This window comes from Pseudomonas sp. Sample_21 (genome assembly GCF_004307525.1).
Taxonomy (GTDB): domain Bacteria; phylum Pseudomonadota; class Gammaproteobacteria; order Pseudomonadales; family Pseudomonadaceae; genus Aquipseudomonas; species Aquipseudomonas atacamensis.
In genome coordinates this window covers 175649-202198 of the sequence record NZ_RCNZ01000138.1, presented here as the reverse complement: position 1 = coordinate 202198, position 26550 = coordinate 175649, and the positions used below count along the sequence as shown (strand labels likewise).

Annotated in this window: 23 protein-coding genes; 6 read left to right on the top strand and 17 right to left on the bottom strand. The window is 61.5% G+C overall.

The features are described from left to right. Nucleotides 1–157: 157 nt before the first annotated feature. Nucleotides 158–784 (top strand): TetR/AcrR family transcriptional regulator, encoded by a 627-nt coding sequence (locus tag D8U71_RS26805; RefSeq protein WP_024014722.1) that lies wholly within the window; start codon nucleotides 158–160, stop codon nucleotides 782–784. A 167-nt stretch (nucleotides 785–951) separates the two neighbouring features. Here D8U71_RS26805 and D8U71_RS26800 read toward each other — a convergent pair whose 3' ends face one another. From D8U71_RS26800 to D8U71_RS26765, 8 genes are all read right to left on the bottom strand, one after another. Next, entirely contained in the window at nucleotides 952–1167 is a 216-nt protein-coding gene (locus D8U71_RS26800; protein WP_003229256.1) for a TOBE domain-containing protein, read from the bottom strand. Nucleotides 1168–1196: 29 nt separating this feature from the next. After that, the gene (gene ssuB / locus D8U71_RS26795; RefSeq protein WP_016772655.1) at nucleotides 1197–2003 is read right to left on the bottom strand and encodes an aliphatic sulfonates ABC transporter ATP-binding protein; all 807 of its coding nucleotides are present in this window, start codon (nucleotides 2001–2003) and stop codon (nucleotides 1197–1199) included. Next, on the bottom strand, nucleotides 2000–2782 hold the full coding sequence (gene ssuC, locus D8U71_RS26790) for an aliphatic sulfonate ABC transporter permease SsuC (protein ID WP_003229260.1): 783 nt from the start codon (nucleotides 2780–2782) through the stop codon (nucleotides 2000–2002). The genes ssuB and ssuC overlap by 4 nt, the downstream gene beginning before the upstream one ends. A gap of 9 nt (nucleotides 2783–2791) precedes the next feature. Beyond that, on the bottom strand, nucleotides 2792–3940 hold the full coding sequence (ssuD, locus tag D8U71_RS26785; RefSeq protein ID WP_130889099.1) for an FMNH2-dependent alkanesulfonate monooxygenase: 1149 nt from the start codon (nucleotides 3938–3940) through the stop codon (nucleotides 2792–2794). 25 nt (nucleotides 3941–3965) lie between these two features. Continuing rightward, nucleotides 3966–4940 carry a sulfonate ABC transporter substrate-binding protein gene (locus tag D8U71_RS26780; RefSeq protein ID WP_071172169.1) on the bottom strand — a complete coding sequence of 325 codons (975 nt, stop codon included), beginning with the start codon at nucleotides 4938–4940 and terminating at the stop codon, nucleotides 3966–3968. An 89-nt stretch (nucleotides 4941–5029) separates the two neighbouring features. Beyond that, nucleotides 5030–5623 (bottom strand): NADPH-dependent FMN reductase, encoded by a 594-nt coding sequence (gene ssuE / locus D8U71_RS26775; RefSeq protein ID WP_130889098.1) that lies wholly within the window; start codon nucleotides 5621–5623, stop codon nucleotides 5030–5032. Nucleotides 5624–5940: 317 nt separating this feature from the next. Then, on the bottom strand, nucleotides 5941–6579 hold the full coding sequence (locus D8U71_RS26770; RefSeq protein WP_123441780.1) for a peroxiredoxin: 639 nt from the start codon (nucleotides 6577–6579) through the stop codon (nucleotides 5941–5943). A gap of 293 nt (nucleotides 6580–6872) precedes the next feature. After that, nucleotides 6873–8240 carry an OprD family porin gene (locus D8U71_RS26765; protein WP_071172168.1) on the bottom strand — a complete coding sequence of 456 codons (1368 nt, stop codon included), beginning with the start codon at nucleotides 8238–8240 and terminating at the stop codon, nucleotides 6873–6875. Nucleotides 8241–8607: 367 nt separating this feature from the next. On the opposite strand from D8U71_RS26765, the gene tauA reads away from it, so the two are divergent. Continuing rightward, nucleotides 8608–9594 (top strand): taurine ABC transporter substrate-binding protein, encoded by a 987-nt coding sequence (tauA, locus tag D8U71_RS26760; protein ID WP_177434944.1) that lies wholly within the window; start codon nucleotides 8608–8610, stop codon nucleotides 9592–9594. A 136-nt stretch (nucleotides 9595–9730) separates the two neighbouring features. Here the strand turns inward: tauA and argA are convergent, their stop codons facing one another. Beyond that, complete coding sequence (gene argA, locus D8U71_RS26755; RefSeq protein ID WP_130889097.1) at nucleotides 9731–11032, bottom strand: amino-acid N-acetyltransferase; 1302 nt, start codon at nucleotides 11030–11032, stop codon at nucleotides 9731–9733. Between the two features lie 262 nt (nucleotides 11033–11294). Continuing rightward, nucleotides 11295–12449, bottom strand: a complete 1155-nt coding sequence (gene argE, locus D8U71_RS26750; protein ID WP_130889096.1) for an acetylornithine deacetylase — start codon at nucleotides 12447–12449, stop codon at nucleotides 11295–11297. Nucleotides 12450–12605: 156 nt separating this feature from the next. On the opposite strand from argE, the gene D8U71_RS26745 reads away from it, so the two are divergent. Next, entirely contained in the window at nucleotides 12606–13976 is a 1371-nt protein-coding gene (locus D8U71_RS26745; RefSeq protein ID WP_024014729.1) for a CYTH domain-containing protein, read from the top strand. A 106-nt stretch (nucleotides 13977–14082) separates the two neighbouring features. Here D8U71_RS26745 and D8U71_RS26740 read toward each other — a convergent pair whose 3' ends face one another. Continuing rightward, nucleotides 14083–14547, bottom strand: coding sequence for an Lrp/AsnC family transcriptional regulator (locus D8U71_RS26740; protein WP_130889095.1), 465 nt, complete (start codon nucleotides 14545–14547; stop codon nucleotides 14083–14085). Between the two features lie 126 nt (nucleotides 14548–14673). On the opposite strand from D8U71_RS26740, the gene D8U71_RS26735 reads away from it, so the two are divergent. The 3 genes from D8U71_RS26735 (at nucleotide 14674) to D8U71_RS26725 (ending at nucleotide 17274) form a co-directional block, all read left to right on the top strand. Further along, a complete protein-coding gene (locus D8U71_RS26735; RefSeq protein ID WP_024014731.1) occupies nucleotides 14674–15012 on the top strand; it encodes a hypothetical protein in 339 nt (112 codons plus the stop codon). A 92-nt stretch (nucleotides 15013–15104) separates the two neighbouring features. Next, nucleotides 15105–16889: a GspE/PulE family protein gene (locus D8U71_RS26730; RefSeq protein WP_122506176.1), complete on the top strand. Its 1785-nt coding sequence runs from the start codon at nucleotides 15105–15107 to the stop codon at nucleotides 16887–16889. Nucleotides 16890–16953: 64 nt separating this feature from the next. Further along, on the top strand, nucleotides 16954–17274 hold the full coding sequence (locus D8U71_RS26725; protein WP_172667868.1) for a DUF2388 domain-containing protein: 321 nt from the start codon (nucleotides 16954–16956) through the stop codon (nucleotides 17272–17274). A 186-nt stretch (nucleotides 17275–17460) separates the two neighbouring features. Here the strand turns inward: D8U71_RS26725 and gcvP are convergent, their stop codons facing one another. The 6 genes from gcvP to D8U71_RS26695 all read right to left on the bottom strand — a co-directional run bounded on the left by gcvP (nucleotide 17461) and on the right by D8U71_RS26695 (nucleotide 26544). Next, nucleotides 17461–20334, bottom strand: a complete 2874-nt coding sequence (gene gcvP, locus D8U71_RS26720) for an aminomethyl-transferring glycine dehydrogenase (protein WP_130889094.1) — start codon at nucleotides 20332–20334, stop codon at nucleotides 17461–17463. Nucleotides 20335–20570: 236 nt separating this feature from the next. Then, on the bottom strand, nucleotides 20571–20954 hold the full coding sequence (gene gcvH / locus D8U71_RS26715) for a glycine cleavage system protein GcvH (protein ID WP_125916753.1): 384 nt from the start codon (nucleotides 20952–20954) through the stop codon (nucleotides 20571–20573). Between the two features lie 47 nt (nucleotides 20955–21001). Then, nucleotides 21002–22084: a glycine cleavage system aminomethyltransferase GcvT gene (gene gcvT / locus D8U71_RS26710; RefSeq protein ID WP_130889093.1), complete on the bottom strand. Its 1083-nt coding sequence runs from the start codon at nucleotides 22082–22084 to the stop codon at nucleotides 21002–21004. A gap of 155 nt (nucleotides 22085–22239) precedes the next feature. After that, nucleotides 22240–23856, bottom strand: a complete 1617-nt coding sequence (locus D8U71_RS26705) for an iron ABC transporter permease (RefSeq protein WP_130889092.1) — start codon at nucleotides 23854–23856, stop codon at nucleotides 22240–22242. Nucleotides 23857–24101: 245 nt separating this feature from the next. Further along, nucleotides 24102–25106, bottom strand: a complete 1005-nt coding sequence (locus D8U71_RS26700; RefSeq protein ID WP_130889091.1) for an extracellular solute-binding protein — start codon at nucleotides 25104–25106, stop codon at nucleotides 24102–24104. Nucleotides 25107–25326: 220 nt separating this feature from the next. Further along, nucleotides 25327–26544, bottom strand: coding sequence for a 2-octaprenyl-3-methyl-6-methoxy-1,4-benzoquinol hydroxylase (locus D8U71_RS26695; protein WP_177433303.1), 1218 nt, complete (start codon nucleotides 26542–26544; stop codon nucleotides 25327–25329). Between the last annotated feature and the right edge of the window lie 6 nt (nucleotides 26545–26550).

Below are 26550 nucleotides of genomic sequence, written 5' to 3'. Positions count from 1 at the left end.
ACTCGGTGTGTCAGGAATACCCGGCTCTCAGGGTTTACGACTGCTGCGCAGCCGAACGGGGCGGTGCGACGTTTCGCTAAATCCCCTCGCCACAGGGTACCGGCAGACAACACCTGAACCGCCTCGTACAATGCCCGCTGCCCCGCAGGAGACTTCCATGACGCGTCCCGCCACCGTTCGCAAACCCCGTGCCCGCAGTCAGGCGCGGATCGATTCGATCCTCGATGCCGCGCGCACGCTGCTGGCGGCCGAGGGCGTGGCCAGTCTGTCGATCTACAGCGTCGCCGAGCGCGCGCAGATTCCGCCCTCCTCCGTGTATCACTTCTTCGCCAGCGTCCCGGCGCTGCTTGAAGCGCTGACCGCTGATGTCCACGCAGCCTTCCGCGCCTGCCTCCAAGCGCCGATCGATCACGACGCGTTACGCGACTGGCGAGATCTGTCGCGACTGGTCGAACAACGCATGCTGGAGATCTACGACGAAGACGCCGCCGCACGGCAATTGATCCTGGCGCAACACGGCCTGACCGAAGTGACCCAGGCCGACCGCCAGCACGATCTGGAACTGGGCGACCTGATGCACAAGCTGTTCGACCAGCATTTCGAATTGCCGAGGCTGCCGGACGATGTCGATGTGTTTGCCCTGGCGATGGAACTGGGCGACCGGGTGTATGCCCGTTCGGTGCAGCAGCACGGGCAGATCACCCCGCGCATGGCCGAGGAAGGGATGCGCGTGTTTGATGCCTACATTGGCCTGTATCTACCGCCATATTTACCCAAGCGCTGAGACATGATCGTTCCCACGCACAGCAAAGGAATGCAGCCCGTGACGCTCCGCGTCACTGGACGCGGAGCGTCCCTAGAGGCATTCCCACGCGGAGCATGGGAACGATCGGCAGGCACAAAAAACCCCGCAGGGCTCACACCCTCCGGGGTTGTTTTTTGTTCACCGGCTTACAACTTGGCGATCGATACCTCGGTGGATTTCACAAAGGCGATCACCTCACTGCCGACCACCAGCTCCAGCTCTTTAACAGAGCGGGTAGTGATCACCGAAGTGACGATGCCCGAAGCGGTCTGCACGTCGATTTCCGACAGCACGTCGCCGAGGACGATTTCCTTGATCGAGCCTTTGAACTGGTTGCGCACGTTGATGGCTTTGATAGTCATGGCATTGATTCCTGTCGTTGATAAAGGTGTTATTGCGCCCAGCGCAGTTGCGTAGGCAGGGGTGAAACGGGTTCCGGCGCCGGCGGTTCGCCGGGCAGGGACAGAACACGGTTGAGCACTTCGGTTTCCAGTGCGGCGAGGCGATGCGAGCCACGGACACGCGGGCGCGGCAGTTCGACGTGCAGGTCGAGGCCGACTTCGCCGTCCTCGATCAGGATCACCCGATCGGCAATCGCCACCGCTTCACTGACGTCATGGGTCACCAGCAGCACGGTAAAACCGTGTTGCTGCCACAGCCGTTCGATCAGTTGCTGCATCTCGATGCGGGTCAGGGCATCCAGTGCGCCGAGCGGTTCGTCGAGCAGCAGCAGGCGCGGCTGGTGAATCAGCGCCCGGGCCAGCGCCACGCGCTGCTTCTGGCCACCGGACAATGCCGCCGGCCACTCATTGGCGCGATCAGCCAGACCCACGGCTTCCAGTGCATCCAGCGCTTGCTGGCGCCAGTTGCCCTTGAGGCCGAGACCGACGTTGTCGATGATCCTTTTCCACGGCAGCAGCCGCGCTTCCTGGAACATCAGCCGCGTATCGTCGCGCGCCTGGCTGAGCGGCGCGGAGCCGGCCAGCAGCTCGCCGCCAGTCGGTTGATCGAGGCCGGCGAGCAAGCGCAAGAACGTGCTCTTGCCACAACCGCTGCGCCCAACCACGGCGACAAACTGCCCCGCCGGAATGTGCAGATCGATGTCGCGCAGCACCTGGCGCGCGCCGAAGGTTTTCTGCAGGTTGCGCACCGCCAGCGGAATCCCGCGCAACAGGCGTGGAGGTTGTTGAGCGGTCATGCCGCACCTCCCTTGGCAACCTGATAGGCCGGGTGCCAGCGCAGCCACACACGTTCAAGTCCACGGGCGGCGAGGTCGGCGAGTTTGCCGAGCACCGCGTAAAGCAGGATCGCCAGCACCACCACATCGGTCTGCAAGAACTCTCGAGCGTTCATCGCCAGATAGCCGATACCGGAGCTGGCCGAGATGGTTTCAGCGACGATCAGCGTCAGCCACATGAAGCCCAGGGCGAAGCGCACGCCGACCAGAATCGACGGCAACGCACCCGGCAGAATCACCTGCCAGAACAGGCTGAAACCGCTCAGACCATAACTGCGCGCCATCTCCACCAGCGCCGGGTCGACGTTGCGGATGCCGTGGTAAGTGTTGAGGTAAATCGGGAACAAGGTGCCCAGCGCCACAAGGAAAATCTTCGCTGACTCGTCGATGCCGAACCACAGGATCACCAGCGGAATCAGCGCCAGATGCGGCACGTTGCGGATCATCTGCACCGAGCTGTCGAGCAGGCGCTCGCCCCACTTCGACAGGCCGGTGATGAAACCCAGCACCAGACCAATGCTGCCGCCGATGGTAAAACCGAGTGCCGCGCGCCAGCCGCTGATCGCCAGGTGCGTCCAGATCTCGCCGCTGCGCACCAGACTGACGCCGGCTTCGATCACCGCCACCGGTGCCGGCAGAATCCGTGTCGACAACCAGCCCGCCGACACCGACAACTGCCACACCGCCAGCAGCAACACCGGCAACGCCCAGGGCGCGAGGCTGTGGATAATTTTCTTCATGGCCGCGCCTCAGCTCTGCGATGCGGCTTTGGGCAGGATGTCGTTGGCGACCATCTCGCCGAACGGGCTGACATAACCGGCGCTCTTCGGCAGTTCCGGGCGTTCAACGTCGAGGTGCGGGAACAGCAGCTCCGCCACGCGATACGATTCTTCGAGGTGTGGATAACCGGAGAAGATGAAGGTGTCGATGCCCAGATCGGCATATTCCTTGACCCGCGCTGCCACGGTCGAGCCATCGCCGACCAGCGCAGTACCGGCACCGCCACGTACCAGACCGACGCCGGCCCAGAGGTTGGGGCTGACTTCGAGGTTGTCGCGGCTGCCGCCGTGCAGCGCGGCCATGCGTTGCTGGCCGACCGAATCGAAGCGCGCCAGCGAAGCCTGCGCACGTTGGATGGTGTCGTCGTCCAGATGCGAGATCAGCCGGTCCGCTGCCTGCCAGGCTTCGGCGTTGGTTTCACGGACGATCACATGCAGACGAATACCGAAGCGCACGCTGCGGCCGAGCTTGGCGGCTTTGGCCCGGACTTGTGCGATCTTCTCGGCCACCGCGGCCGGCGGCTCGCCCCAGGTCAGGACCATCTCGACCTGCTCGGCCGCCAGATCCTGCGCCGCTTCGGAGGAGCCACCGAAGTACAGCGGCGGACGCGGTTGCTGGATCGGCGGATAGAGCAGCTTCGCGCCCTTCACGCTGATGTGCTCGCCGTCGTAATCGACGGTTTCGCCTTCCAGCACACGGCGCCAGATGCGGGTGAATTCCACCGAGGCTTGATAGCGTTCCTCATGGTTGAGGAACAGACCGTCGCCGGCCAGTTCTTCCGGATCGCCACCGGTGACCAGATTGAACAGCGCACGCCCGCCGGACAAACGATCCAGCGTTGCTGCCTGGCGCGCCGCGACCGTCGGGGAAATGATCCCGGGGCGCAGGGCGACGAGGAATTTCAAACGCTGGGTCACCGGAATCAGCGAGGCCGCGACCAGCCATGAGTCTTCGCAGGAACGCCCGGTGGGAATCAGCACCCCGCCAAAACCCAGACGATCCGCCGCTTGCGCGACCTGTTGCAGATAACCGTGATCAACCGCGCGGGCGCCTTCGGCGGTGCCAAGGTAATGGCCGTCGCCGTGGGTTGGCAGGAACCAGAAGATGTTGAGGCTCATGGAGTGGTCTCCTTATGGATTCGAATTACTGGGCTGGGGAGCTTTGGGCCACAGCGGCCGGCGGGGTCCAGATCACATCCTTGATGCTCAACGGCTTGGGAATCAGCTTGAGCTGGAAGAACGTGTCAGCGATTTTCTGTTGCGCGGCGACCACTTCCGGGGTCAGGAACAACGCGCCGTAGCCCTGGCGTTTCACCGAGGTCAGGGTGATGTCCGCCGGCAGGCCCAGCAGCGGTGCGACCTGTTGCGTCACATCTTCGGGATTGGCTTGCGACCATTCACCCACCGCGCGCACCTCTTCGACGAGGGTCTTGATCACCTCGGGATTTTTCTGCGCGTAAGGTTTGGTCGCGAGATAGAACTGGTGGTTGTCGACGATGCCTTTGCCGTCACGCAGGGTGTGCGCTTGCAGTTGTTTCTCGGCAGCGGCCTGGTACGGATCCCAGATGACCCAGGCGTCGACACTGCCACGTTCGAACGCAGCGCGGGCATCGGCCGGTGGCAGGAACACGGTCTGAATATCGCTGTACTTGAGGCCGGCGTCTTCCAGCGCGCGCACCAGCAGGTAGTGCACGTTGGAGCCTTTGTTCAGGGCGACTTTCTTGCCTTTGAGGTCGGCCACCGATTTGATCGGCGAGTCTTTCGGCACGAGGATCGCTTCGCTGTTCGGCGCTGGCGGTTCATAGGCGACGTAGAGCAGATCCGCGCCAGCGGCCTGGGCGAAAACCGGCGGGGTTTCGCCGGTCACGCCGAAATCGATCGAGCCGACGTTGAGGCCTTCGAGCAGCTGCGGGCCGCCGGGAAACTCAGTCCATTGCACGTCGACGCCTTGCGCGGCGAGGCGTTTTTCCAGCGTGCCCTTGGCTTTGAGCAGCACCAGTGTGCCGTACTTCTGATAACCGATCCGCAATGTCTCGGCTTGAGCTTGGGTGATGGCGCCGAAGGTGACAGCCGCAGCAAACAGAGCGACCAGACCACGACGCAAAAATACAGTGCGCATAGCGCTCTCCTTTTTGCTGTTGGGTTTTGGCTGCACCTGCTTGCCCGTTGGCGGGCGAGTAAGGCCAGTACTTCAAATTTCGATGAGGCTTAAATGCTCCAGCGAGCACTCAACAAACGTTCGTTCAGCAGGCCCGGCTCCAGCGGTTTCGGCCGGCGCGCCATGGCACCGACGAACTGGTCCAGGGCCTCGTGCAAGCGCTGCTCCAGGGCCGGCGCCAGTTGCGCGGCGGCACTGCCTTCGCCGTAAGCGATCTGGCTGTCCTCGGCGAAAATGCCCTGAAGCATTTCCTGGGCTTTGAGTGCCGACAGCACAGGCTTGAGCGCGTAATCGACCACCAGCATGTGGGCGATGCTGCCGCCGGTAGCCATCGGCAAGACTACCTTGTGATTCAAGGCACGCTCGGGGAGCAGATCCAGCAGGGTCTTCAGCGCTCCGGAAAACGAGGCCTTGTACACCGGCGTGGCGATCAGCAGGCCATCGGCGTTTGCGATCTGTTGCAGCAGGTCGAGGACCTTCGGACTGTCGAAGCGCGCGTGGAGCAGATCCTCGGCCGGGAAGTCCCGCACCTGATAACTCACCACTTCCACCCCTTGCTGTTGCAACCAGCGTTGCGAACGCTCCAGCAGCACCCCGGAACGGGAGCGCAGGCTGGGGCTGCCACCGAGTGAGACGACCAGCATTGCAGATTCCTTTAAGCGTTACGGGCGATTCGCAGGCTGCGATCTCGCTTCAATGACAGTGACCTTACCAGCTGATTTATATATCCATAAATCATATTTATTCATTTGGTTATGCATTTAAGAAATATGCCGCTGAGCAGAATCCGGGCGAAAAAAAAGCCGTCGAAACGGCCGAAATTCCCCTGCGTAGTCACACGAAGATCGTTTCCACGCTCTGCGTGGGAATGAATCCATGGACGCTCCGCGTCCACTGTGACGCGGAGCGTCACGGGCGGCATTCCCACGCAGAGCGTGGGAACGATCAAAATCTCACTGACTTATTTGTTCGGCTGCGGCGTCAGGCGCAGGTACGGTTTCACCGCGCGATAGCCTTTGGGGAAGCGCTGCTTGATCTCGTCCTCATCCTTGAGCGACGGCACTATCACCACCTCTTCACCGTCCTGCCAGTTGGCCGGAGTGGCGACCTTGTAGTTGTCGGTGAGCTGCAGCGAGTCGATCACCCGCAGAATCTCGTGAAAGTTGCGCCCGGTGCTCGCCGGGTAGGTAATGGTCAGGCGGATCTTCTTGTTCGGATCGATGACGAACAGCGAACGTACCGTCAGGGTGTCGTTGGCGTTCGGGTGGATCAGGTCGTAGAGATCGGAGACCTTGCGATCGGCATCGGCCAGGATCGGGAAGTTGACGGTAGTGTTCTGGGTTTCGTTGATGTCTTCGATCCACTTGTGGTGCGAGTCCACCGGGTCGACCGACAGCGCGATGGCCTTGACGCCACGCTGGCTGAATTCATCCTTGAGCTTGGCGGTGAAACCCAGCTCGGTGGTGCACACCGGAGTGAAGTCCGCCGGATGGGAAAACAGCACGCCCCAGCTATCGCCCAGCCATTCGTGGAAACGAATCTTGCCGGCGCTGGAGTCTTGTTCGAAATCGGGGGCGATGTCGCCGAGTCTGAGGCTCATGGTGCTGCTCCTGATGAGGGATGGGAGACAACAACTGTAGCTCGTGATCGAACAGCGTGAAAAAGAATAAATAACTAGATATCTAGATCATTAATGAATATTAAACATCTGTTCATTGGACACCGGCCGGCATCGCGACGAATATCGGTTGCAAGGTTCGAGAAGGCCTTGAGTTGCAGCAAAGAGGGAAATCGAGAAGGGCTTACGGGGGTGAGCCTGACTCGAAACGCAAAAGCCCCGTCCGGCGCGATGCCGGACGGGGCTTTTTTTGCTTCAGTTACTTGGTCGAGCTGTTACAGCAGCGGGATCGAGTAGCTGAGGATCAGGCGGTTTTCGTCCTGGTCGCGTTGACCGGCGATGTCGTTGCGCCACGTAGCGTTTTTCCACATGAAGCCGACGTTCTTCAACGGGCCTTCCGGAACAACGTACGCCACGGTCAAATCGCGTTCCCACTCGGAGGCGCCATTCGAGGTTTGCACACGACTACCGTAGGTATCAATGTTGTCGCCGCGCAGATAAACCATGCCAGCGGTCAGGCCTGGCACGCCAACTTTGGCGAAGTCATAGGAGTAGCGTGCCTGCCAAGTGCGCTCGCCGGCACGGTTGAACTTCTGGATCTGCATGTCGGTGATCGTGTAGTTAGACGAGCCGTCACCCTGGTTCAGCCAAGGGAAGTCGCTGCTGCCGTTGCTCACCTGATAGCCGCCACCAAAGGTGTGACCGGCAACGGTATAAAGGAACAAGCCGCTGTACAGGTTGTTGTCGACCTTACCTTTGCCGTTACCCAGCGTACTGTTGCCGTACGCACCGTTGCTGAAGTAGTCCGAATCGTTGCCATTGCGGCCGTCATCGGAGCTATTGAAGTACCGGAAGTCGGACTTCAACACACCTGGGCCAATCGACCAGTTATGCACCAGACCCAGGAAGTGTTGCTTGTAGAAGTTTTCCAGGTTGCCGTAGTAGTACTGGGCCGTCAGATCCTTGGTGATTTTATAGTCACCACCGGCGTAGATGAACTTGTTGCTGTTTGTGGTGCGCGCAGTTGCGCCACCGATCGACAGCTGTTCATTGTTGCTGGAGTTACGACCTTTCACGTGCTCGATCTGGCCACCGACCAGCGTCAAGTCCTTGATCTCGCCGGAAGTAATCTGGCCACCCTGCCAGGTTTGCGGCAGCAGACGACCGTCGTTGGTGACGATGACCGGGTTCTTCGGCTGCAAGGTACCCAGCTTCAGCTCTGTCTGGGAAATCTTGGCTTTAGCCGTCAGACCCAGGCTCGAGAAGTTATCAACAGCTTCGCCATTGGATTTGCTTGGGAATACAGTTCCGCCGTACGAAGTCGAGGTCGCACCGTTGGTACCACCGCCCGAATCCAGGCGAACGCCCAGCAGACCGATAGCATCGATACCAAAACCTACGGTGCCTTGGGTGTAGCCGGAGATGAAGCGCAGATCGAAGCCTTGGCCCCATTCTTCGTTCTTGCTCTGCACACCGTTACGCTTGTTAGCGGGACTATTGGCAGCGCTATCACGGTTATCGTTGTTGATATAGAAGTTACGCAGCCCCAGAGTAGCCTTGCTGTCTTCGATGAAACCGGCGGCGCCTGCCTGCTGCGCCATAACCCCAACGGCCACAGCCAGGGCCAAGGTGGACTTGTTCATGTATCGCTCCTCTCGTTCTAATTCTTGTGTTCCTGGTTCGGGGTCGATTTGCCCTGAATCCTAAGATGCGCGATTAGCGCCAGACCGTGACTGCCAAGTCAATCGTAACCTTGTGTGTCTACGACCATCGTCTAATCGCCAGTGATTGGGTCCCTGCAGCGTAAAGACTTCCTGATAATCCCAAAAAGAATTTATTCATCCTTTTTCATACCATTCGGACATATGGCCCATTAATGGCCCTTTGCGCCGGGAAACAGCGTATCGGCGCCTAAGCTCATTCCTAAATGGTATTTGTTGACCTTTTTTTAGATCGATTAGCTTTGCCGTGCTCCCAACACGGCAAATCCCATCGAAAAGGCGACGCATCATGGCGAAACGCGCACTATCAAGTCAATTTGTTACAGTTTGTGTGTCGGCACTGCTTTCTTTTTCCGCACATGCCGCCAGTCTGACGGTCGGCTACCAGACCGGGATCGATCCGAGCAAAGTGCCGCAGGCCGATGGTGTCTATGAAAAAACCATCGGCGAGAAGATCGACTGGCGTCGTTTCAACAGCGGCCCGGAAGTCGTCACTGCCATTGCTTCTGGCGACGTGCAGATCGGCAACCTTGGCTCAAGCCCACTGGCAGCAGCTGCTTCACGCAATCTGCCGATCGTGGCGTTTATCGTTTCGGCGCAGATTAATGCCGCCGAAGCCTTGGTGGTGCGCAACGGCAGCGGCATCGACAAACCACAGGACCTGATCGGCAAGACCATCGCCACGCCGTTCGTGTCGACCTCGCACTACAGTCTGCTTGGGGCGTTGAAGCACTGGGGCTTGACTACCTCGCAAGTCAAAGTGGTCAATCTGCAACCGGCCGAGATTGCCGCCGCCTGGAAGCGAGGCGACATCGACGGGGCGTTTGTCTGGTCGCCGGCACTGGGCGAGATCCGCAAGACCGGCAAGACCCTGACCGACGCCGCCCAGGTCGGCCAGTGGGGTGCGCCGACCTTCGAGGTGTGGGTGGCGCGCAAGGACTTTGCCGAGAAGCATCCCGAGGTCGTGGCCAAGTTTGCCAAGGTCACCCTGGACTCGTTCGCTGATTACGCCGCACACAAAGACAGCTGGACGGCCGACTCGGTGCCTGTGCAGAAAATCGCCAAATTGACCGGTGCCAACGCAGCAGATGTGCCGGAACTGATGGCCGGTTCGGCGTTCCCGGATGCCAAGGCGCAGCAAAGCACCGCGCTGCTGGACGTCGGCACCGCCAAGGCCATTGCCGAAACGGCGAAATTCTTGAAGGAACAAGGCAAGGTCGAGACGGTGCTGCCTGATTATTCGCCGTACGTCAGCGCCAAATTCATCACTGACTGAATGCAGAACCCTGTGGTGAGGGGATTTATCCCCGCTGGGTCGCGTAGCGACCACCTATGTTTTCACTTGGAAACGCAAGGGGACTGCTGCGCAGTCCAGCGGGAATGAATCCCCTCGCCACAGACCTCGCTGTTGTTCAGAGGGTCTTTTCGAAGATCTTCGAATTACGCTGATAGTTGTACAGCGACGCCCGTGCCGCTGGCAGGCGTTCCACGCTGCTCGGCTCGAATCCGCGCTCGCGGAACCAGTGCGCGGTGCGCGTGGTGAGTACGAACAGGGTTTTCAAACCCTGCGCCCGCGCACGGGTTTCGATGCGTTCTAGCAATTCGTCGCCGCGTCCGCCATGGCGATACTCGGGACTCACCGCCAGGCACGCCAGTTCGCCGGCATCGGAGTCGGCAATCTGATACAGCGCCGCACAGGCGATGATCATGCCTTCGCGCTCAACCACGCTGAACTGCTCGATCTCGCGCTCCAGCACTTCCCGCGAGCGGCGCACCAGAATGCCCTGCTCTTCCAGCGGACTGATCAGGTCGAGCAAACCGCCGACGTCTTCAATCGCCGCTTCGCGCACCAGTTCGAACTGCTCCTGCGCCACCAGCGTACCGCCACCGTCACGGGTGAACAGCTCCGTCAGCAGTGCGCCGTCTTCGGCGTAACTGACGATATGACTGCGCGCCACGCCGCCACGGCAGGCTTCGGCGGCGGCATCGAGCAACTCCGCTTGATAGTTGCTCATGCCCAGACGCTGCAAATGGGCCGGCACTTGCTGTGGGCGCAGTTCGCGCACCAGTTTGCCGTTCTCGTCGATCAGGCCGAGCTCGGCGCCGAACAACAGCAGCTTGTCCGCGCCCAGATCAATGGCGGCGCGAGTGGCGACGTCTTCGCAGGCAAGGTTGAATATCTCGCCGGTCGGCGAATAGCCCAGCGGCGACAGCAGCACGATCGAGCGCTCGTCGAGAAGGCGGTTGATGCCCTTGCGATCAACCCGACGCACTTCACCGGTGTGGTGATAGTCGACACCTTCCAGCACACCGATCGGCCGCGCGGTGACGAGGTTGCCGCTGGCCACGCGCAGGCGCGAGCCCTGCATCGGCGACGAGGCCATGTCCATCGACAGCCGCGCTTCGATGGCGATGCGCAACTGGCCGACCGCGTCGATCACACATTCCAGGGTCGCGGCATCGGTGATGCGCATGCCGTGATGGTAATGCGGGGTCAGGCCACGGGCGGCGAGGCGGGTTTCGATCTGTGGGCGCGAGCCGTGCACCAGCACCAGACGCACGCCCAGACTGTGCAGCAAGACCAGGTCGTGGACGATGTTGCCAAAGTTGGGATGCTCGACGCCGTCGCCGGGCAGCATGACGACGAAGGTGCAATCGCGGTGGGCATTGATGTAAGGGGACGCGTGGCGAAGCCAATTAACGTATTCGGGCATGAACCTGGGCCTGTAATAAAGAGCAGCCGAAAAAAGGGGCGAAACGAAAAACGCACAGCGGGCTGATGGTTATCGTCGGAACAGGCTTGGCGACACGCGCGCTCTCCTCATGAATACGGGTTGTGGTGCAGGCAATTTACCGGGTTGATGCAAGACATTTAACCCTGTGGCAGCGAGCCTGCTCGCGAAAACGGTGGATCAGGTTCATCAATGGCGACTGACAAAACGCTTTCGCGAGCAGGCTCGCTCCCTCACAGGGCCATCATCGTTCGTCTGTCGTCAGGCAGTAATGTTCAATCAACTGCCGAATCAGATGCACGGTAGGCTGCAAACGTGACATTTCAAGGTACTCGCCGGGTTGATGCGCGCAGGCAATGTCGCCGGGGCCGAGGACGATGGTTTCGCAGCCGAGGCGCTGAAGATAAGGCGCTTCGGTGCCGAACGCTACTGCTTCGGCGCGATGGCCGGTGAGCTTTTCGGCGATGCGCACCAGTTCGGCATCCTCTGACTGTTCGAACGGCGGTACTTCCGGGAACAGCGGTTTGTAATCGATTTTCACCTTATGCCGCTCGGCCACCGGGTTGAGCTTGCGCAGGATTTCCGCGCGCAGCAGGTTCGGGTCCATGCCCGGCAGCGGTCGCAGGTCGAACTCCAGCGAACACTGGCCGCAGATGCGATTGGGGTTGTCGCCGCCATGGATGCAGCCGAAGTTCATCGTCGGTTGCGGCACGCTGAATTGTGGATTGCTGAATTCGCGCTGCCACAACAGGCGCAGACCGCGCAGTTCGCCGATGGCATCGTGCATCGCTTCAAGGGCGCTGTGGCCCAGACGCGGATCAGACGAGTGGCCGCTCTGCCCGAGAATGTCGATGCGCTCCATCATGATGCCTTTGTGCATGCGAATCGGCTTGAGCCCGGTCGGCTCGCCGATCACCGCCGCGCGGCCCAGCGGCTGCCCGGCCTCGGCCAGCGCGCGAGCGCCGGACATCGAGCTTTCTTCGTCGCAGGTGGCGAGGATCAGCAGCGGTTGCTTGAACGGCTGATCGAGCAGCGGCCGTACGGCTTCGATGATCAGCGCGAAGAAACCCTTCATGTCGCAGCTGCCCAGCCCGACCCAGCGGCCATCGACTTCAGTGAGCTTCAGCGGGTCGGTCTGCCACAACGCGTCGTCGTACGGCACGGTGTCGCTGTGCCCGGCCAGCACCAGGCCGCCGGGGCCGCTGCCGAAACTGGCGAGCAGATTGAATTTGCCGGGGCTGACCTGCCGGATATCGCAGCTGAAGCCCAGGTCACCGAGCCAGCCAGCGAGCAGATCAATGACGGCGCGGTTGGACTGGTCCAGGTTCGGTTGAGTACAGCTGACCGATGGCGCGGCAATCAGCGCGGCGAACTGGTCTTGCATGGACGGCAATGGCATCACTGACTCCAGGTCCCGGATTGAGGCCCACTATAGAACCATCCGGCGCGCGGAATAAACCGCCGCAGGGCGTAGGAAGTTTGACTCCTGTACACTGCACGGCCTTGGCAGCCACACATTCCCCCGGCTGCGCTCCCGATTCTGGATGTTCCGGCCATGCAAAAAGAAACTGAAATCAAACTCCGCGTCAGCCGCGAAACCCTCGCTGCCCTGCGCGAGCACCCGCTGCTGAAGAAACGCAACAAAAGTGGCTGGGAACGCCGTGAGTTGATGAACCAGTACTTCGACACCCCCGAGCGCGACCTCGCCCAAGCCAAAGTCGCACTGCGCCTGCGCAAGGACGGTGACGAAGTGATTCAGACCCTCAAGACCCGTGGCCAGAGCGTCGCCGGTCTGTCCGAGCGTAACGAGTACGACTGGAAACTGCCGAAAGCCAAGCTCGACGTAAAGAAACTCGACGGCGAATGCTGGCCCGAGGCATTGGCCGAGCTGGACAAGAAAACCCTCAAGCCGATCTTCACCACCGATTTCGTCCGCGAGCGCGCCGAAATCGCCTGGGGCCGTGGCAAGACCAAAGTGGTCATCGAAGCCGCGCTGGACCTCGGTCACGTGGTGGTTGGCAAGCAGAAGGAAGAGATCTGCGAGCTGGAACTGGAACTGCGCGAAGGCGAGCCTGCGGCGCTGCTGGAACTGGCTGCCGAACTGGCCGAAACCCTGGCGCTGATGCCATGCGATATCAGCAAGGCTGAGCGCGGTTATCGCCTGCACGACGCCAACAGCTACTCGCTGAGCCTCCCGGCGCCGCAGCTGACCAGCGAAACCCGTCTCGACGACGCCTTCGCCGCGCTGAGCTGGCATCTGCTCGGCAGCAGCCAGCGTCTGGCTGAACAATATCGTTTCAACGGCCACTGGCGCCTGTTGCAGGACTGGGTCGAGAACCTCGCGGAAATGCGCGCCCTGCTCAGCAGCCTCGGCCAGGCGGCGCCGCGTCAGTCGACCCACGATTTGCGCGTGGCCCTCGATGCCTTGCTCGAAGACTGGCGCCCGTTGGTGCAGGTCGGCATCGAGGACGAAGACGTGCGCAAGGCCGCGCCTGAGCAGTTCCTCGAAGAGCTGGAAGACCCGCGCTGGGGCCAGTTCTCGCTGAACGCTTCACGCTGGCTGCTGGCCCGCACCTGGACCGCCGACCGCAATACTCGCGGTAATCGTCAGGGTGACGCGCAATTGCACAGCTGGTTGCCGCGTCTGCTCGGCGAAGAAGCTACTGCTCTGCAGCTGCAACGCTATCAGCAGCAGCCGGAAGATCTTGCTGAACAACTGCCGCGTATCGAGCGCATTCAGGTCTGGTTGCACCATGCGCGCAACGTGCTGGACATCCCGGAAATGGATCGCCTGTACGGTGAGCTGAACAAACTGGCGCAACTGGCCAACGAGCCGACCATCACCGACGAACTGCTCGATGCACGCAAGCATCAGGCGATTGCGGTGTACCAGAACCGCGCCTGGAAAATCCTCCTGCGCAGCTAAACACCTTCCCACCCGATCGTTCCCACGCTCTGCGTGGGAACGATCAAGCGGGGACTGCTGCGCAGCCCAGCGGGGATAAATCCCCTCGCCACGAAGGCCATCCGCACTAGACCGGCAGGCTGGTGGTGGACTTGATCTCCGACAGCGCCACGATCGAATTCACTTCCTGTATCCCCGGCACCAGCGACAGCTTCTCGAAAAAGAACTGCTCGTACGCCTCGATATCCGCCGCGACAATGCGCAGCATGAAATCCACCGCCCCCATCAGCACATAACACTCCAGCACTTCCGGAAAGCCGCGAATCGCCTCGGTGAACTCGGTGAAGTTCGAACGCCCATGAGCGTTGAGTTTGATCTCGGCAAAAATCTGCGTGTTCAGGCCGATCTTCTTGCGATCCAGCAAGGTCACCTGGCCGCGAATGATGCCCTCCTCCTTCATCCGCTGAATCCGCCGCCAGCACGGCGATTGCGACAGGCCCACCTGCTCGGCGATCTGCGCGCTCGACAGCGAAGCGTCTTCCTGGAGCAAGGCGAGAATCTTGCGGTCGTAGGCGTCCAGCTCGCTGTGCATAAAAAATCCTCAAAGATCAGCTTTCACGAATCAACTCTTTCGATAAATCCGTTCAGACGCCGATCATAGCCAAGAAATACCCCGCACCGAATGTAAAAATTTCTCCAGTGATTTTGGAGACTCGCCATGCCGCACCTTGAAGCCGTAAACAGCCCCGCCGCCCGCGCTGATGTCTGGAACGTCAACAACGCCCACTGCCTGGCGCAATACCAAATCCTCGCCGAGGCCGAGCCGGATCTGCTGGTGCGCGTGTTGAATCTGTTCGCCTTGCAATTTCTGACGCCGGAGCAGGTCAAGGTCCAGCGCCAGGACGATCTGCTGTCGATCGATCTGCTCATGAGCGGCCTGAGCTGGCATCGCGCGCAAGTGATCGCGGAGAAACTGCGTAACCTGATCAGCGTCTGCGCGGTGGACCTGCACAACGCCGACACGGCGTGGCAGGCGCCCGCACAGGCTGCCGGCTGACAAATTCGGCAACGGCTTCGTCGGGTAGTGGCCCAACGGTCAGCGGGGCCACGACTATCCTTTTGCGCATGACGCTTAAAAAGGAAAGCCGCATGTCCGTTCAATTTGTCACTCAGGACCGCTGGCTGGACCTCAACGATGTATTACGGGAACTGGTCGCCCAAGGCTTCATCTGCCAGGACGCGGCGGAACAGGCGCTCAATGCCCGCCGTCGCCATGCTGCTCACGGGCAGATGCATCCGCTGGAATTCATCGCCAGCCAGCAACTCGACGACCTCAGCCGTCCGGGCAAACATCTGGATCTGGAAAGCCTGACCCTGTGGCTGGCGCAACAGGCCGGTCAGCCGTATTTGCGCATCGATCCGTTGAAAATCAACGTCGCGGCGATCACACCGCTGATGTCTTACGCCTTCGCGCAACGGCACAAGATTCTCGCCGTCGCCGTGGACCGCGACTCGGTCACCGTGGCCAGCGCTCAGCCCTACGTCAGCGGTTGGGAAGCCGACCTGACCCACGTATTGAAGCTGCCGATCAAACGTGTCGTGGCCAACCCGGTCGACATCCAGCGCTTTAGCGTCGAGTTTTTCCGGCTGGCCAAATCGGTCAGCGGTGCCAGCAATGCCGACGCCCAAAGCGGCAATCTCGGCAACTTCGAACAACTGCTCAACCTCGGCGCCAGCGATCAGGAGCCGGACGCCAACGACGCGCACATCGTCAACATCGTCGACTGGCTGTTCCAGTACGCCTTCCAGCAGCGCGCTAGCGATATCCACATCGAACCGCGCCGCGAGCACGGCACCGTGCGCTTTCGCATCGACGGCGTGCTGCACAACGTCTATCAATTCCCGCCGCAGGTGACCATGGCGATCGTCAGCCGCCTGAAAAGTCTTGGCCGCATGAACGTCGCGGAAAAGCGCAAACCCCAGGATGGCCGGGTCAAGACCAAGACCCCGGACGGCGGCGAAGTGGAGTTGCGGCTGTCGACTTTGCCGACAGCGTTCGGCGAAAAAATGGTCATGCGGATTTTCGACCCGGAAGTGCTGCTGAAGAATTTCGACCAGTTGGGTTTCAGCGCCGACGACCTGCGGCGCTGGCAGGACATGACCCGCCAGCCCAACGGCATCATTCTGGTCACAGGGCCGACCGGCTCGGGCAAGACCACCACCCTGTACACCACGCTGAAAAAACTGGCGACGCCGGAGGTTAACCTCTGCACCATCGAAGACCCGATCGAAATGGTCGAGCCGGCCTTCAACCAGATGCAGGTGCAGCACAACATCGAACTGACCTTCGCCGCCGGAGTGCGCGCGCTGATGCGGCAGGACCCGGACATCATCATGATCGGCGAGATCCGCGATCTGGAAACTGCGGAAATGGCGATTCAGGCCGCGCTCACAGGGCACTTGGTCCTGTCCACCCTGCACACCAACGACGCGCCAAGCGCGATCAGCCGTTTGCTCGAACTGGGCGTGCCGCATTACCTGATCAAAGCCACCGTGCTCGGCGTTATGGCTCAGCGTCTGGTGCGCACGTTGTGCCCGCACTGCAAGGCGCCGCTGACGCTCGAAGATGAAGACTGGCAAACCCTGACCCGGCCCTGGCAAGCGCCGCTGCCGAGCAATGCGCAACGGGCGATCGGTTGCCTGGAATGCCGCGACACCGGCTATCGCGGCCGCGCCGGGGTCTACGAAATCATGCAACTGAGCGACAGCCTCAAAGCGCTGATCACCCCGGACACCGACCTCACCGCGATCAGGCGTCAGGCCTTCAAGGAAGGCATGCGCAGCCTGCGCCTGTCCGGCGCGCAGAAAGTTGCGGCGGGGCTGACCACGGTGGAGGAAGTGCTGCGGGTGACACCGCAAAGTGAGTTGAAATAATTCAGCACGGAACTGGATCGGGGATCGGCTATCCAACGCCGTAGTCAATCCCAGGAGTCACCTCATCATGCGTCTCAAACTCGCTGTCGCCACCTTGGCCCTGCTGTCGCTTCCCGTTGGTTCGGCCATGGCGGACAGCTTTTGGCGTAACGTCATCTCCTCCGGCGCCACCACCGGTTCGACCTACCTGACGTTCAAGGATCACAAGCTGATCGTCGCCGCCCAGGACGACGCCGGCAGCTTCGTCGCCAGCGACGGCGGCATCCGTGGCCCGTACCTGGAAGCAGCGATGCAGAAAGTCCGCGCCGACAACCCTGGCCTGCAGGCTTCGGACATGGAACTGGCGAACGCGATTCTGGCGAAGAACGCCGTGGCTTCCGAGTAAGCCTCGCACCCTCAAAAATGCCGCTCGATCGAGCGGCATTTTTTTGCCCGGATTACCGCCTCACCACCATGCCTTGTGGGAGCGAGCCTGCTCGCGAAAGCGGTGAGCCAGTCACCGAAAATGCTGGCTGGACGATTGCTTTCGCGAGCAGGCTCGCTCCCACAGGGACGGTGGTGGATTTAGAGATCAGCGGTAATCCTCCACCGGGACACAGGCGCAATACAGATTGCGATCGCCGTAGACGTTATCCACCCGATTCACCGCTGGCCAATATTTGTGCAATCGAGTGTGCGCATCCGGGGTAATGCCCTGTTCGATGCTGTAGGGCCGTTCCCAGATCCCTGTGACATCGGCCAGCGTATGCGGCGCGCGTTTGAGCGGGTTGTCTTCGCCCGGCCAGTTGCCCTTCTGCACTTCATTGATCTCGGCACGAATGCTCAGCATCGCCGCGATGAAGCGGTCGAGCTCTGCCTTGGACTCGCTCTCGGTCGGCTCGACCATCAACGTACCCGGTACCGGGAAGGACATGGTCGGCGCGTGGAAGCCGTAATCCATCAGCCGCTTGGCGACGTCTTCCTCGCTGATGCCGGTCTGCGCCTTCAGTGGGCGCAGATCAAGAATGCATTCATGCGCCACACGACCATTGCGCCCGGTGTAGAGCACCGGGAACGCGCCGGATAAATGCTGCGCCAGATAATTCGCCGCCAGAATCGCCACCTCGCTGGCGTCCGCCAGTTGCGGGCCCATCATGGCGATGTACATCCAACTGATCGGCAAAATGCTCGCACTGCCCCACGGCGCTGCGCTGACTGCGCCGTTCTGCGCCAGCGGCCCGTCAATCGGCACCACCGGATGATTGGCGACGAACGGCGCCAGATGCGCACGAACCCCGATCGGGCCCATGCCCGGCCCGCCGCCGCCATGGGGAATGCAAAAGGTCTTGTGCAGGTTCATGTGCGACACGTCGGCGCCGATGTCCGCCGGCCTGGCCAGGCCGACCTGGGCATTGAGATTGGCGCCATCCATATACACCTGGCCGCCATGCTGGTGAATCACTGCGCAGATTTCACTGATGCCTTCCTCGTAAACCCCGTGGGTCGACGGATAGGTCGCCATCAGGCACGACAACTTATTCCCGGCCTCCGCGGCTTTCAGCTGCAAATCATCCAGATCAACGTTGCCCGCCTCATCGCATTCGACAATCACCACACGCATCCCGGCCATCTGCGCCGACGCTGGATTGGTGCCGTGGGCCGACGACGGAATCAGGCAGATATCCCGCGCGCCCTCCCCCCGGCTCTCGTGATATTTACGGATCGCCAGGAGCCCGGCGTATTCGCCCTGCGCGCCGGAGTTGGGCTGCATGCAGATCGCATCGAAACCGGTAATCGCGCAGAGCCAACGCTCAAGCTCTTCGATCATCAGCGTGTAACCGACAGCCTGCTCCCTCGGCACAAACGGATGCAGATGGGCGAACTGCGGCCAGGTAATCGGGATCATCTCGCTGGTGGCGTTGAGTTTCATCGTGCACGAGCCTAGCGGGATCATCGATTGGTTGAGCGCCAGATCCTTGTTTTCCAGCTGTTTGAGGTAACGCAGCATCTCGGTTTCGCTGTGGTGAGCGTTGAACACCGGGTGTTGCAGATACGGCGTACTGCGCTGGAGTTCGTCGGGAATTCCCGAGGCGATGTCCTGCGCATCAAGCGCATCAACGCTCAGGCCGTGATCGGCGCCGAGCAGCACATCGAACAGCTTCGCCACGGTGTGTTCATCACAGGTCTCGTCCAGACTCAGACCGACGCGGCCACGACCAAGAATGCGCAGGTTGATCTGCGCTGCCTGAGCACTTTCGATGATCGCCGTTTGCCCACCGCCGACCTCCAGAGTCAGCGTGTCGAAGAACTGCCTGTTGAGCCGTTTGATGCCGTTGCGCTCGAGTCCCGCCGCGAGGATGCAGGTCAGGCGATGCACGCGCTGGGCGATACGCTTCAAACCCTCCGGGCCGTGATACACCGCGTAGCAACTGGCGATATTGGCCAGCAGCACCTGCGCGGTGCAGATGTTCGAATTGGCTTTCTCGCGGCGGATGTGTTGCTCGCGGGTTTGCAGGGCCATGCGCAGCGCGACGTTGCCGCGAGCATCTTTCGACACACCGATGATCCGCCCCGGAATCGCCCGTTTGTATTCCTCGCGGCTGGCGAAGAACGCCGCGTGCGGGCCGCCATAACCCATCGGCACACCGAAACGCTGGGACGAACCGAACACCACATCGGCACCCAACTCACCCGGCGGCGTCAGCACCAGCAGGCTGAGCAAATCGGTGGCGACGCAGGCCAGGGCCTGTTGTGCGTGCAGGTGGTTGATCAAGGGTTTGAGATCGCGGATTTCGCCGTGGGTGTCGGGGTATTGCAGCAGCGCGCCGAACACCTCGTGCTGCGCCAGGTTATCCACCGCGTCGACGATCAGCTCGAAGCCGAAACCTTCGGCGCGGGTCTGTACCACGGAGAGAGTTTGCGGATGGCAATTTTCATCCACAAAAAACAGATTGCTCTTCGACTTCGCCACGCGCTTGGCCAAAGCCATGGCTTCGGCCGCTGCGGTAGCCTCATCGAGCAGCGAGGCGTTGGCCAGTTCCAGGCCGGTGAGGTCGATCGTCAGTTGCTGAAAATTGAGCAACGCTTCGAGCCGGCCCTGGGCGATCTCTGGTTGATATGGGGTGTACGCGGTGTACCAACCGGGATTTTCCAGCACGTTGCGCAAGATGACGGTCGGCGTGACAGTGCCGTGATAGCCCATGCCGATCAGGCTGGTGAACAGCTGATTCTGCTCGGCATAACCGCGCAGTTTCGCCAGCGCAGTCTGTTCGTCGAGTGCCGGCGGCAGATCCAGTGCGCGATTGAAGCGAATGCCCGGCGGCACGGTCTGCTCGATCAGCTCGGCGCGACTGCCCAGGCCGAGGCTGTCGAGCATCGCCTGCTGCTCGGCGGCATCCGGGCCGAGGTGGCGGCGCAGAAAGGCTTCGGGATCGCGTAACTGGCTCAGGGACGGCGACTGGGACATGACGGGCTCTCCTGGCTGGCGCTTGGCGTCAATCGACACGGTCAAACCAGCATAGCAGGCGAATTTTCAAGATCACGCCGCCCCTGTGGGAGCGAGCCTGCTCGCGAAAGCGGTGTTTCAGAAACCTTGGCATTGACTGATATGGCGCTTTCGCGAGCAGGCTCACTCCCACAAAGGGATATTCGTCGCCCATAAAAAAGCCCCGACGAATCGGGGCTTTGGGGCGCGCCGGCAAGTTACTCGCCGATGGCAGCCTTGTAAGCCGCCGCATCCAGCAGCTTGTCCAGCTCGGCCTTGTCGCTTGGCTTGAGCTTGAAGATCCACGCGCCGTACGGGTCGGAGTTCAGCAGTTCGGGCGAGCCGCTCAGGTCTTCGTTGATCGCGATGACCTCACCGCTGACCGGGGCGTAGATGTCGGAGGCGGCTTTCACCGACTCGACCACGCCGGATTGATCACCGGCGGCGAACACCTTGCCGACTTCGGTCAGCTCGACGAACACCACGTCGCCCAGCGCTTCCTGCGCGTGATCGCTGATGCCCACAGTGACGGTGCCGTCGGCTTCCAAACGCGCCCATTCATGACTTTCGGCAAATCGCAGTTCGGCAGGGATATCGCTCATCTTCGGTTCCTCGGAAATTGGTCAGCGGTCATGCCCGCCAGAAAAGGTTAGATCAAGGTTTTGCCATGGCGCACGAAGGTCGGTTTGACCACTCGCACCGGATACCACTTGCCACGGATTTCCACTTCGGCGCGGTCGGCGGTTGCCATCGGAACACGCGCCAGGGCAATCGATTTGCTCAGCGTAGGAGAGAAACTACCACTGGTGATCTCCCCTTCGCCAACATCGGCGATGCGAACCACCTGGTGAGCACGCAAAACCCCGCGTTCTTCCAGTACCAGACCGACCAGTTTGTGCGCCACACCGGCGGCTTTTTCCGCCTCCAGCGCCGCGCGGCCGATGAACTGCCGCGAGGCCGGCTCCCAGGCGATGCTCCAGGCCATGTTCGAGGCCAGCGGTGAAACGTCCTGATGAATGTCCTGACCGTACAGGTTCATCCCAGCCTCGACCCGCAAGGTGTCACGGGCACCGAGGCCAATCGGCGAAATGCCGGCGCCGACGAGGTCGTTGAAGAAACCCGGCGCCTGATTCGCGGGCAGGCAGATTTCCAGGCCATCCTCACCGGTGTAACCGGTACGCGCGATGAACCAGTCGCCGTCGATGGCGCCTTCGAAAGGTTTGAGTTGCTGGATCAGCGTGGCACGGGACTGGGTGACCAGTTCGGCAATCTTGTGCCGGGCCTGCGGGCCCTGGATGGCGAGCATCGCCAGCTCGGCGCGCTCGTGCAGTTGCACGTCGTAGGCGCCGAGCTGGGCGTTCATCCAGGCCAGATCCTGATCGCGGGTCGAGGCGTTGAACACCAGCCGGTACGCGTCGTCGAGGCGATAGACGATCATGTCGTCGACGATGCCACCGCGCTCATTGAGCATGGTGCTGTACAACGCCCGGCCGGGGCGGTGCAGACGTTCGACGTCGTTGGCCAGCAAATGCTGGAGCCAGGCTTTGGCCTGGGCGCCGTTGACATCGATCACGGTCATATGGGAAACATCGAACACCCCGCAATCGCGGCGCACTTCGTGGTGCTCCTCGACCTGCGAGCCGTAATGCAGTGGCATGTCCCAACCGCCAAAATCGACCATCTTCGCGCCGAGCGCGAGGTGCAGGTCATACAGAGGCGTACGCTGTCCCATGGGTTTCTCCTTCCGGGCGTGGCGAGGGTGCGGACCGCCGCTATACGGCTGAAAGCCTTGATGAATAAGGCTTTCAGCCGATTCCAGCGCACGGGTCTGTCAGACGAACCGCACCGAATGCCGCGCATTGTAGCCGCATGATGTAGGACTGACGACTAAGTGTTTCGGTGCGCCGAACGTCGAATCAATCCGATCACCGGCACCAACCCGACCAGCACCAGCGTCAATGCCGGCAATGAGGCGCGCGCCCATTCGCCTTCGCTGGTCATTTCGAAGATGCGCACCGCCAGCGTGTCCCAGCCAAACGGGCGCATCAGCAGGGTCGCGGGCATTTCCTTGAGCACATCGACGAACACCAGCAACGCGGCGCTCAAGGTGCCGGGCAGCAACAGCGGCAGATACACTTTGAAAAACAGTCGCGGCCCACTGACACCCAGGCTACGTGCCGCTTCGGGCAAAGATGGCCGTATACGCGCCAGACTGCTTTCCAGCGGCCCGTAGGCGACAGCAATGAAGCGCACCAGATAAGCCATCAGCAACGCCGCGAGGCTGCCGAGCAGCAACGGTTTGCCGGCACCGCCGAGCCAGGCGGAGAGCGGAATCACCAGTTCACGATCCAGATAACTGAAGGCAAGCATGATCGACACCGCCAGCACCGAACCGGGCAAGGCGTAGCCGAGATTGGCCAGACCGACGCCGGAGTTGATGGCTGGGGTCGGCGCCAGACGCCGGGCAAACGCCAGCAACAGCGCAACGCTGACGGTGATCAGCGCGGCCATCGCGCCCAAGTACAGCGTGTGCAGAATCAGTCCGGCGTAGCGCTCATCCAGATCGAAGCGTCCGCGCTGCCAGAACCACACGATCAGTTGCAGCACCGGGATGACGAAGGCGCAGGCGAATACCATTCCACACCAGCCTGTCGCCGCCAACGCCTTGAGCCCGCGCAGGTGATACAGCGCTTTCACCCGTGGCCGCTCATTGCTGGCCCGATTCGCCCCGCGCGCACGGCGCTCGCCGTACAGCACCAGCATCACCACCAGCAGCAACAGACTGGCCAGTTGTGCGGCGCTGGGCAGGCTGAAGAAGCCGTACCAGGTTTTGTAGATGGCCGTGGTGAAGGTGTCGAAGTTGAACACCGACACCGCGCCAAAATCGGCGAGGGTTTCCATCAGCGCCAGCGCCACGCCCGCGCCGATCGCCGGACGCGCCATCGGCAACGCGACCCGCCAGAACGCCTGCCACGGCGATTGCCCGAGCACCCGCGCCGCTTCCATCAGGCCTTTGCCCTGAGCCAGAAACGCGGTGCGCGCCATCAGATAAACGTAGGGATAAAAGACCAACACCAGCACCACGATCACCCCGCCGGTGGAACGCACCCGTGGCAGGCGCAGACCGCTGCCGAACCATTCGCGCAGCAGGGTTTGCACGGGGCCGGCGAAATCGAGCAGGCCGACGAAGACGAACGCCAGTACATACGCAGGGATGGCGAAGGGTAGCATCAGCGCCCAGTCGAGCCAGCGCCGACCGGGGAATTCACAGAGACTGGTCAGCCAGGCGAGGCTGACACCCAGCAGGGTCACGCCGACCCCGACGCCGAGGATCAGCGTCAGGGTATTGCCGAGCAGACGCGGCATCTGGGTTTGCCACAGGTGCGACCAGATCTGCTGATCGATGGTCTGCCACGACAACAACAGCACGCTCAGCGGCAACAACACCAGCGCGGCGATGGCGAAGACGATGGGGTACCAGCGGCGTTGGGCGGGGTGGGCCACTTTTGGGTCTCTGGAGGGATTGGGGTGTTCTTGGATTGCGTATTTCAGGTTGGGATTGCTGCCCTCACCCTAGCCCTCTCCCGGAGGGAGAGGGAACTGACCGAGGTGCTCATGCAAACTACATCGACCTGAGATATTGAGTCGAACTCAAGTTTCGAAAGCAACACAAGTTGGCTCCCTCTCCCTCCGGGAGAGGGCTGGGGTGAGGGAGCGATCTTGAAAGATCAACAGTTACACGAAACGCCTCAGTTCCACCCCGCCCGATCCATCATCCGGATCGCCTCGGCCTGACGTTTGCCCGCCACTTCTACCGGCAAGGTATCGGCAACAAACTTGCCCCACGCCGCCACTTCTTCCGAGGGTGCCACCGCCGGGTTGGCCGGGAATTCCTGGTTCACGTCGGCAAAAATCTTCTGTGCCTCAGGCGTGGTCATCCATTCGACCAAAGCCTTGGCCGCTTCCGGGTGCGGTGCATGCTTGGTCAGGCCGATGCCCGACAGGTTCACATGCACACCGCGATCAGCCTGGTTCGGCCAGAACAGTTTCACCGGCAGTTCAGGCTTCTGCTTGTGCAGGCGACCGTAGTAGTAGGTGTTGACGATGCCAACGTCACACTGCCCGGCGTTGATCGCTTCCAGCACCGCAACGTCATCGGAGAACACGTCAGTGGACAGGTTGTTGACCCAGCCCTTGAGGATTTTCTCGGTCTTCTCGGCGCCGTGAACTTCGATCATGGTCGCGGTCAGCGACTGGTTGTAGACCTTCTTCGCCGTGCGCAGGCACAGGCGGCCTTCCCAATTCTTGTCGGCCAGCGCTTCATAGGTGGTCAGTTCGCCCGGCTTCACCCGCTCGGTGGAATAGGCGATGGTCCGCGCGCGCAGGCTCAGGCCGGTCCACGCGTGGGTGGACGAGCGATATTGCGCGGGAATATTGGTGTCGATGGTTTTCGAAGTGAACGGCTGGAGGATGCCCATCTGCTCGGCCTGCCACAGGTTGCCGGCATCGACGGTGAGCAGCAGATCGGCGGTGGCGTTTTCACCTTCGGCCTTGATGCGCTGCATCAGCGGCGCTTCCTTGTCGGTGATGAACTTGATCTTCACCCCGGTCTTGGCGGTGTAGGCATCGAATACCGGTTTGATCAGCTCATCGATACGCGACGAGTAAACCACCACCTCATCGGCGGCCTGGGCAGTGGTGCTGCCGATCAGGGTCAAGGCCAGTGCGGTCAGAAGACGCTTGGATGCCAACATGGGAGTGGTCTCACGGTCGGGAAATGTGGGCCAAATGATAAGGACTCACATTTACCACCACAATCGAACACTGGGGGAAGGCGTTACCAGATGTTGCACGACTCAAAACTGCGGTAAGTGGGCGGACGCTTTCGCGAGCAGGTTCGCTCCCACATTGGAATGCATCTCAACTGTGGGAGCGAGCCTGCTCGCGAAGGGGCCATCAGCCTCAATGAGGCGGTCAGGGCTTTGCCAGAGCTGGAAGATCCCCGGTCAACCCCAGCGCCTCGCGCACAAACAACGCCTTCGCCTCGGGCATCTGCTCGACCAGCTTCAACCCGGCATTGCGCAACCAGCGCAGCGGCAGCGGGTCGGCCTGGAACAACCGCTCGAAGCCTTCCATCGCCGCCATCAGCGCCAGATTGTGCGGCATACGCCGACGCTCGTAGCGGCTCAGCACCTTCACGTCTGCCAGTCGCTCACCGCGCTCATGCGCTTGCAGCAACACTTCCGCCAGCACCGCTGCATCGAGGAAACCAAGGTTCACACCCTGCCCGGCCAAGGGGTGAATGGTGTGCGCCGCATCACCGATCAAGACCAGGCCCTCAGCGACGTAGCGCTTGGCGTGACGCTGACGCAACGGCACGCACAGACGCGGGTCGGCGCTGATGACTTCACCGAGGCGTCCCTCGAAGGCTCGCTCCAGCTCAGCGCAAAACGCAGTCTCTTCCAGCGCCATCAAGCGCTCGGCTTCAGCCGGTGTGGTCGACCAGACGATCGAGCACCAGTCCTGCTGACCGTCACGCTCCAGTGGCAAAAACGCCAGCGGCCCGTGATCGGTAAAGCGCTGCCAGGCGGTTTTGCGGTGCGGCTGGCTGCAGCGCACGCTGGTGACGATGGCGTGATGCAGATAATCCCACTCGCGGGTCGCCACGCCGGTCAGACGGCGCACCGCTGAATTGGCGCCGTCCGCCGCGATCACCAGCGGCGCGCGCAAGGTGCGGCCATCGGCCAGGGTCAGCAGCCAGTCGTCGCCGGAGCGACGCATCTGCTCCAGCCGCGCATTGGCCAGCATGCCCAGGTCGCAATCATGCAAACGCTCGAGCAGCGCATCCTGGACCACGCGGTTTTCGACGATGTGGCCGAGCACATCGGCATGTACGCTGCTCGCCGAGAAATGAATCTGCCCGGTGCCGCTGCCGTCCCAGACGTGCATGTCGGTGTACGGGCTGCTGCGCCGCTGGGCGATGCCGTCCCAGACGCCAAGGCGCTCGAGAATGCGCTGGCTCGCCGCCGACAATGCGCTGACGCGCGGTTCGAACGCCGCCTCGGCATCGAACGGCTTCACGCTCAACGGGCTGCCGTCGAGCAACAGCACTTCCAGCCCACTGTCCTGTAGCGCCAGCGCCAGGGCGCTGCCGACCATTCCGGCTCCGACAATCAGCAGATCTGCGCGCATTTCCAT

Excerpts from the sequence above, each read along its gene's own strand:
- D8U71_RS26805 (WP_024014722.1), top strand. The coding sequence starts at position 158 with ATGACGCGTCCCGCCACCGTTCGCAAACCCCGTGCCCGCAGTCAGGCG.
- D8U71_RS26800 (WP_003229256.1), bottom strand. The coding sequence starts at position 1,167 with ATGACTATCAAAGCCATCAACGTGCGCAACCAGTTCAAAGGCTCGATC.
- ssuB (WP_016772655.1), bottom strand. The coding sequence starts at position 2,003 with ATGACCGCTCAACAACCTCCACGCCTGTTGCGCGGGATTCCGCTGGCG.
- ssuC (WP_003229260.1), bottom strand. The coding sequence starts at position 2,782 with ATGAAGAAAATTATCCACAGCCTCGCGCCCTGGGCGTTGCCGGTGTTG.
- ssuD (WP_130889099.1), bottom strand. The coding sequence starts at position 3,940 with ATGAGCCTCAACATCTTCTGGTTCCTGCCAACCCACGGCGACGGCCAT.
- D8U71_RS26780 (WP_071172169.1), bottom strand. The coding sequence starts at position 4,940 with ATGCGCACTGTATTTTTGCGTCGTGGTCTGGTCGCTCTGTTTGCTGCG.
- ssuE (WP_130889098.1), bottom strand. The coding sequence starts at position 5,623 with ATGCTGGTCGTCTCACTCGGTGGCAGCCCCAGCCTGCGCTCCCGTTCC.
- D8U71_RS26770 (WP_123441780.1), bottom strand. The coding sequence starts at position 6,579 with ATGAGCCTCAGACTCGGCGACATCGCCCCCGATTTCGAACAAGACTCC.
- D8U71_RS26765 (WP_071172168.1), bottom strand. The coding sequence starts at position 8,240 with ATGAACAAGTCCACCTTGGCCCTGGCTGTGGCCGTTGGGGTTATGGCG.
- tauA (WP_177434944.1), top strand. The coding sequence starts at position 8,608 with ATGGCGAAACGCGCACTATCAAGTCAATTTGTTACAGTTTGTGTGTCG.
- argA (WP_130889097.1), bottom strand. The coding sequence starts at position 11,032 with ATGCCCGAATACGTTAATTGGCTTCGCCACGCGTCCCCTTACATCAAT.
- argE (WP_130889096.1), bottom strand. The coding sequence starts at position 12,449 with ATGCCATTGCCGTCCATGCAAGACCAGTTCGCCGCGCTGATTGCCGCG.
- D8U71_RS26745 (WP_024014729.1), top strand. The coding sequence starts at position 12,606 with ATGCAAAAAGAAACTGAAATCAAACTCCGCGTCAGCCGCGAAACCCTC.
- D8U71_RS26740 (WP_130889095.1), bottom strand. The coding sequence starts at position 14,547 with ATGCACAGCGAGCTGGACGCCTACGACCGCAAGATTCTCGCCTTGCTC.
- D8U71_RS26735 (WP_024014731.1), top strand. The coding sequence starts at position 14,674 with ATGCCGCACCTTGAAGCCGTAAACAGCCCCGCCGCCCGCGCTGATGTC.
- D8U71_RS26730 (WP_122506176.1), top strand. The coding sequence starts at position 15,105 with ATGTCCGTTCAATTTGTCACTCAGGACCGCTGGCTGGACCTCAACGAT.
- gcvP (WP_130889094.1), bottom strand. The coding sequence starts at position 20,334 with ATGTCCCAGTCGCCGTCCCTGAGCCAGTTACGCGATCCCGAAGCCTTT.
- gcvH (WP_125916753.1), bottom strand. The coding sequence starts at position 20,954 with ATGAGCGATATCCCTGCCGAACTGCGATTTGCCGAAAGTCATGAATGG.
- gcvT (WP_130889093.1), bottom strand. The coding sequence starts at position 22,084 with ATGGGACAGCGTACGCCTCTGTATGACCTGCACCTCGCGCTCGGCGCG.
- D8U71_RS26700 (WP_130889091.1), bottom strand. The coding sequence starts at position 25,106 with ATGTTGGCATCCAAGCGTCTTCTGACCGCACTGGCCTTGACCCTGATC.
- D8U71_RS26695 (WP_177433303.1), bottom strand. The coding sequence starts at position 26,544 with ATGCGCGCAGATCTGCTGATTGTCGGAGCCGGAATGGTCGGCAGCGCC.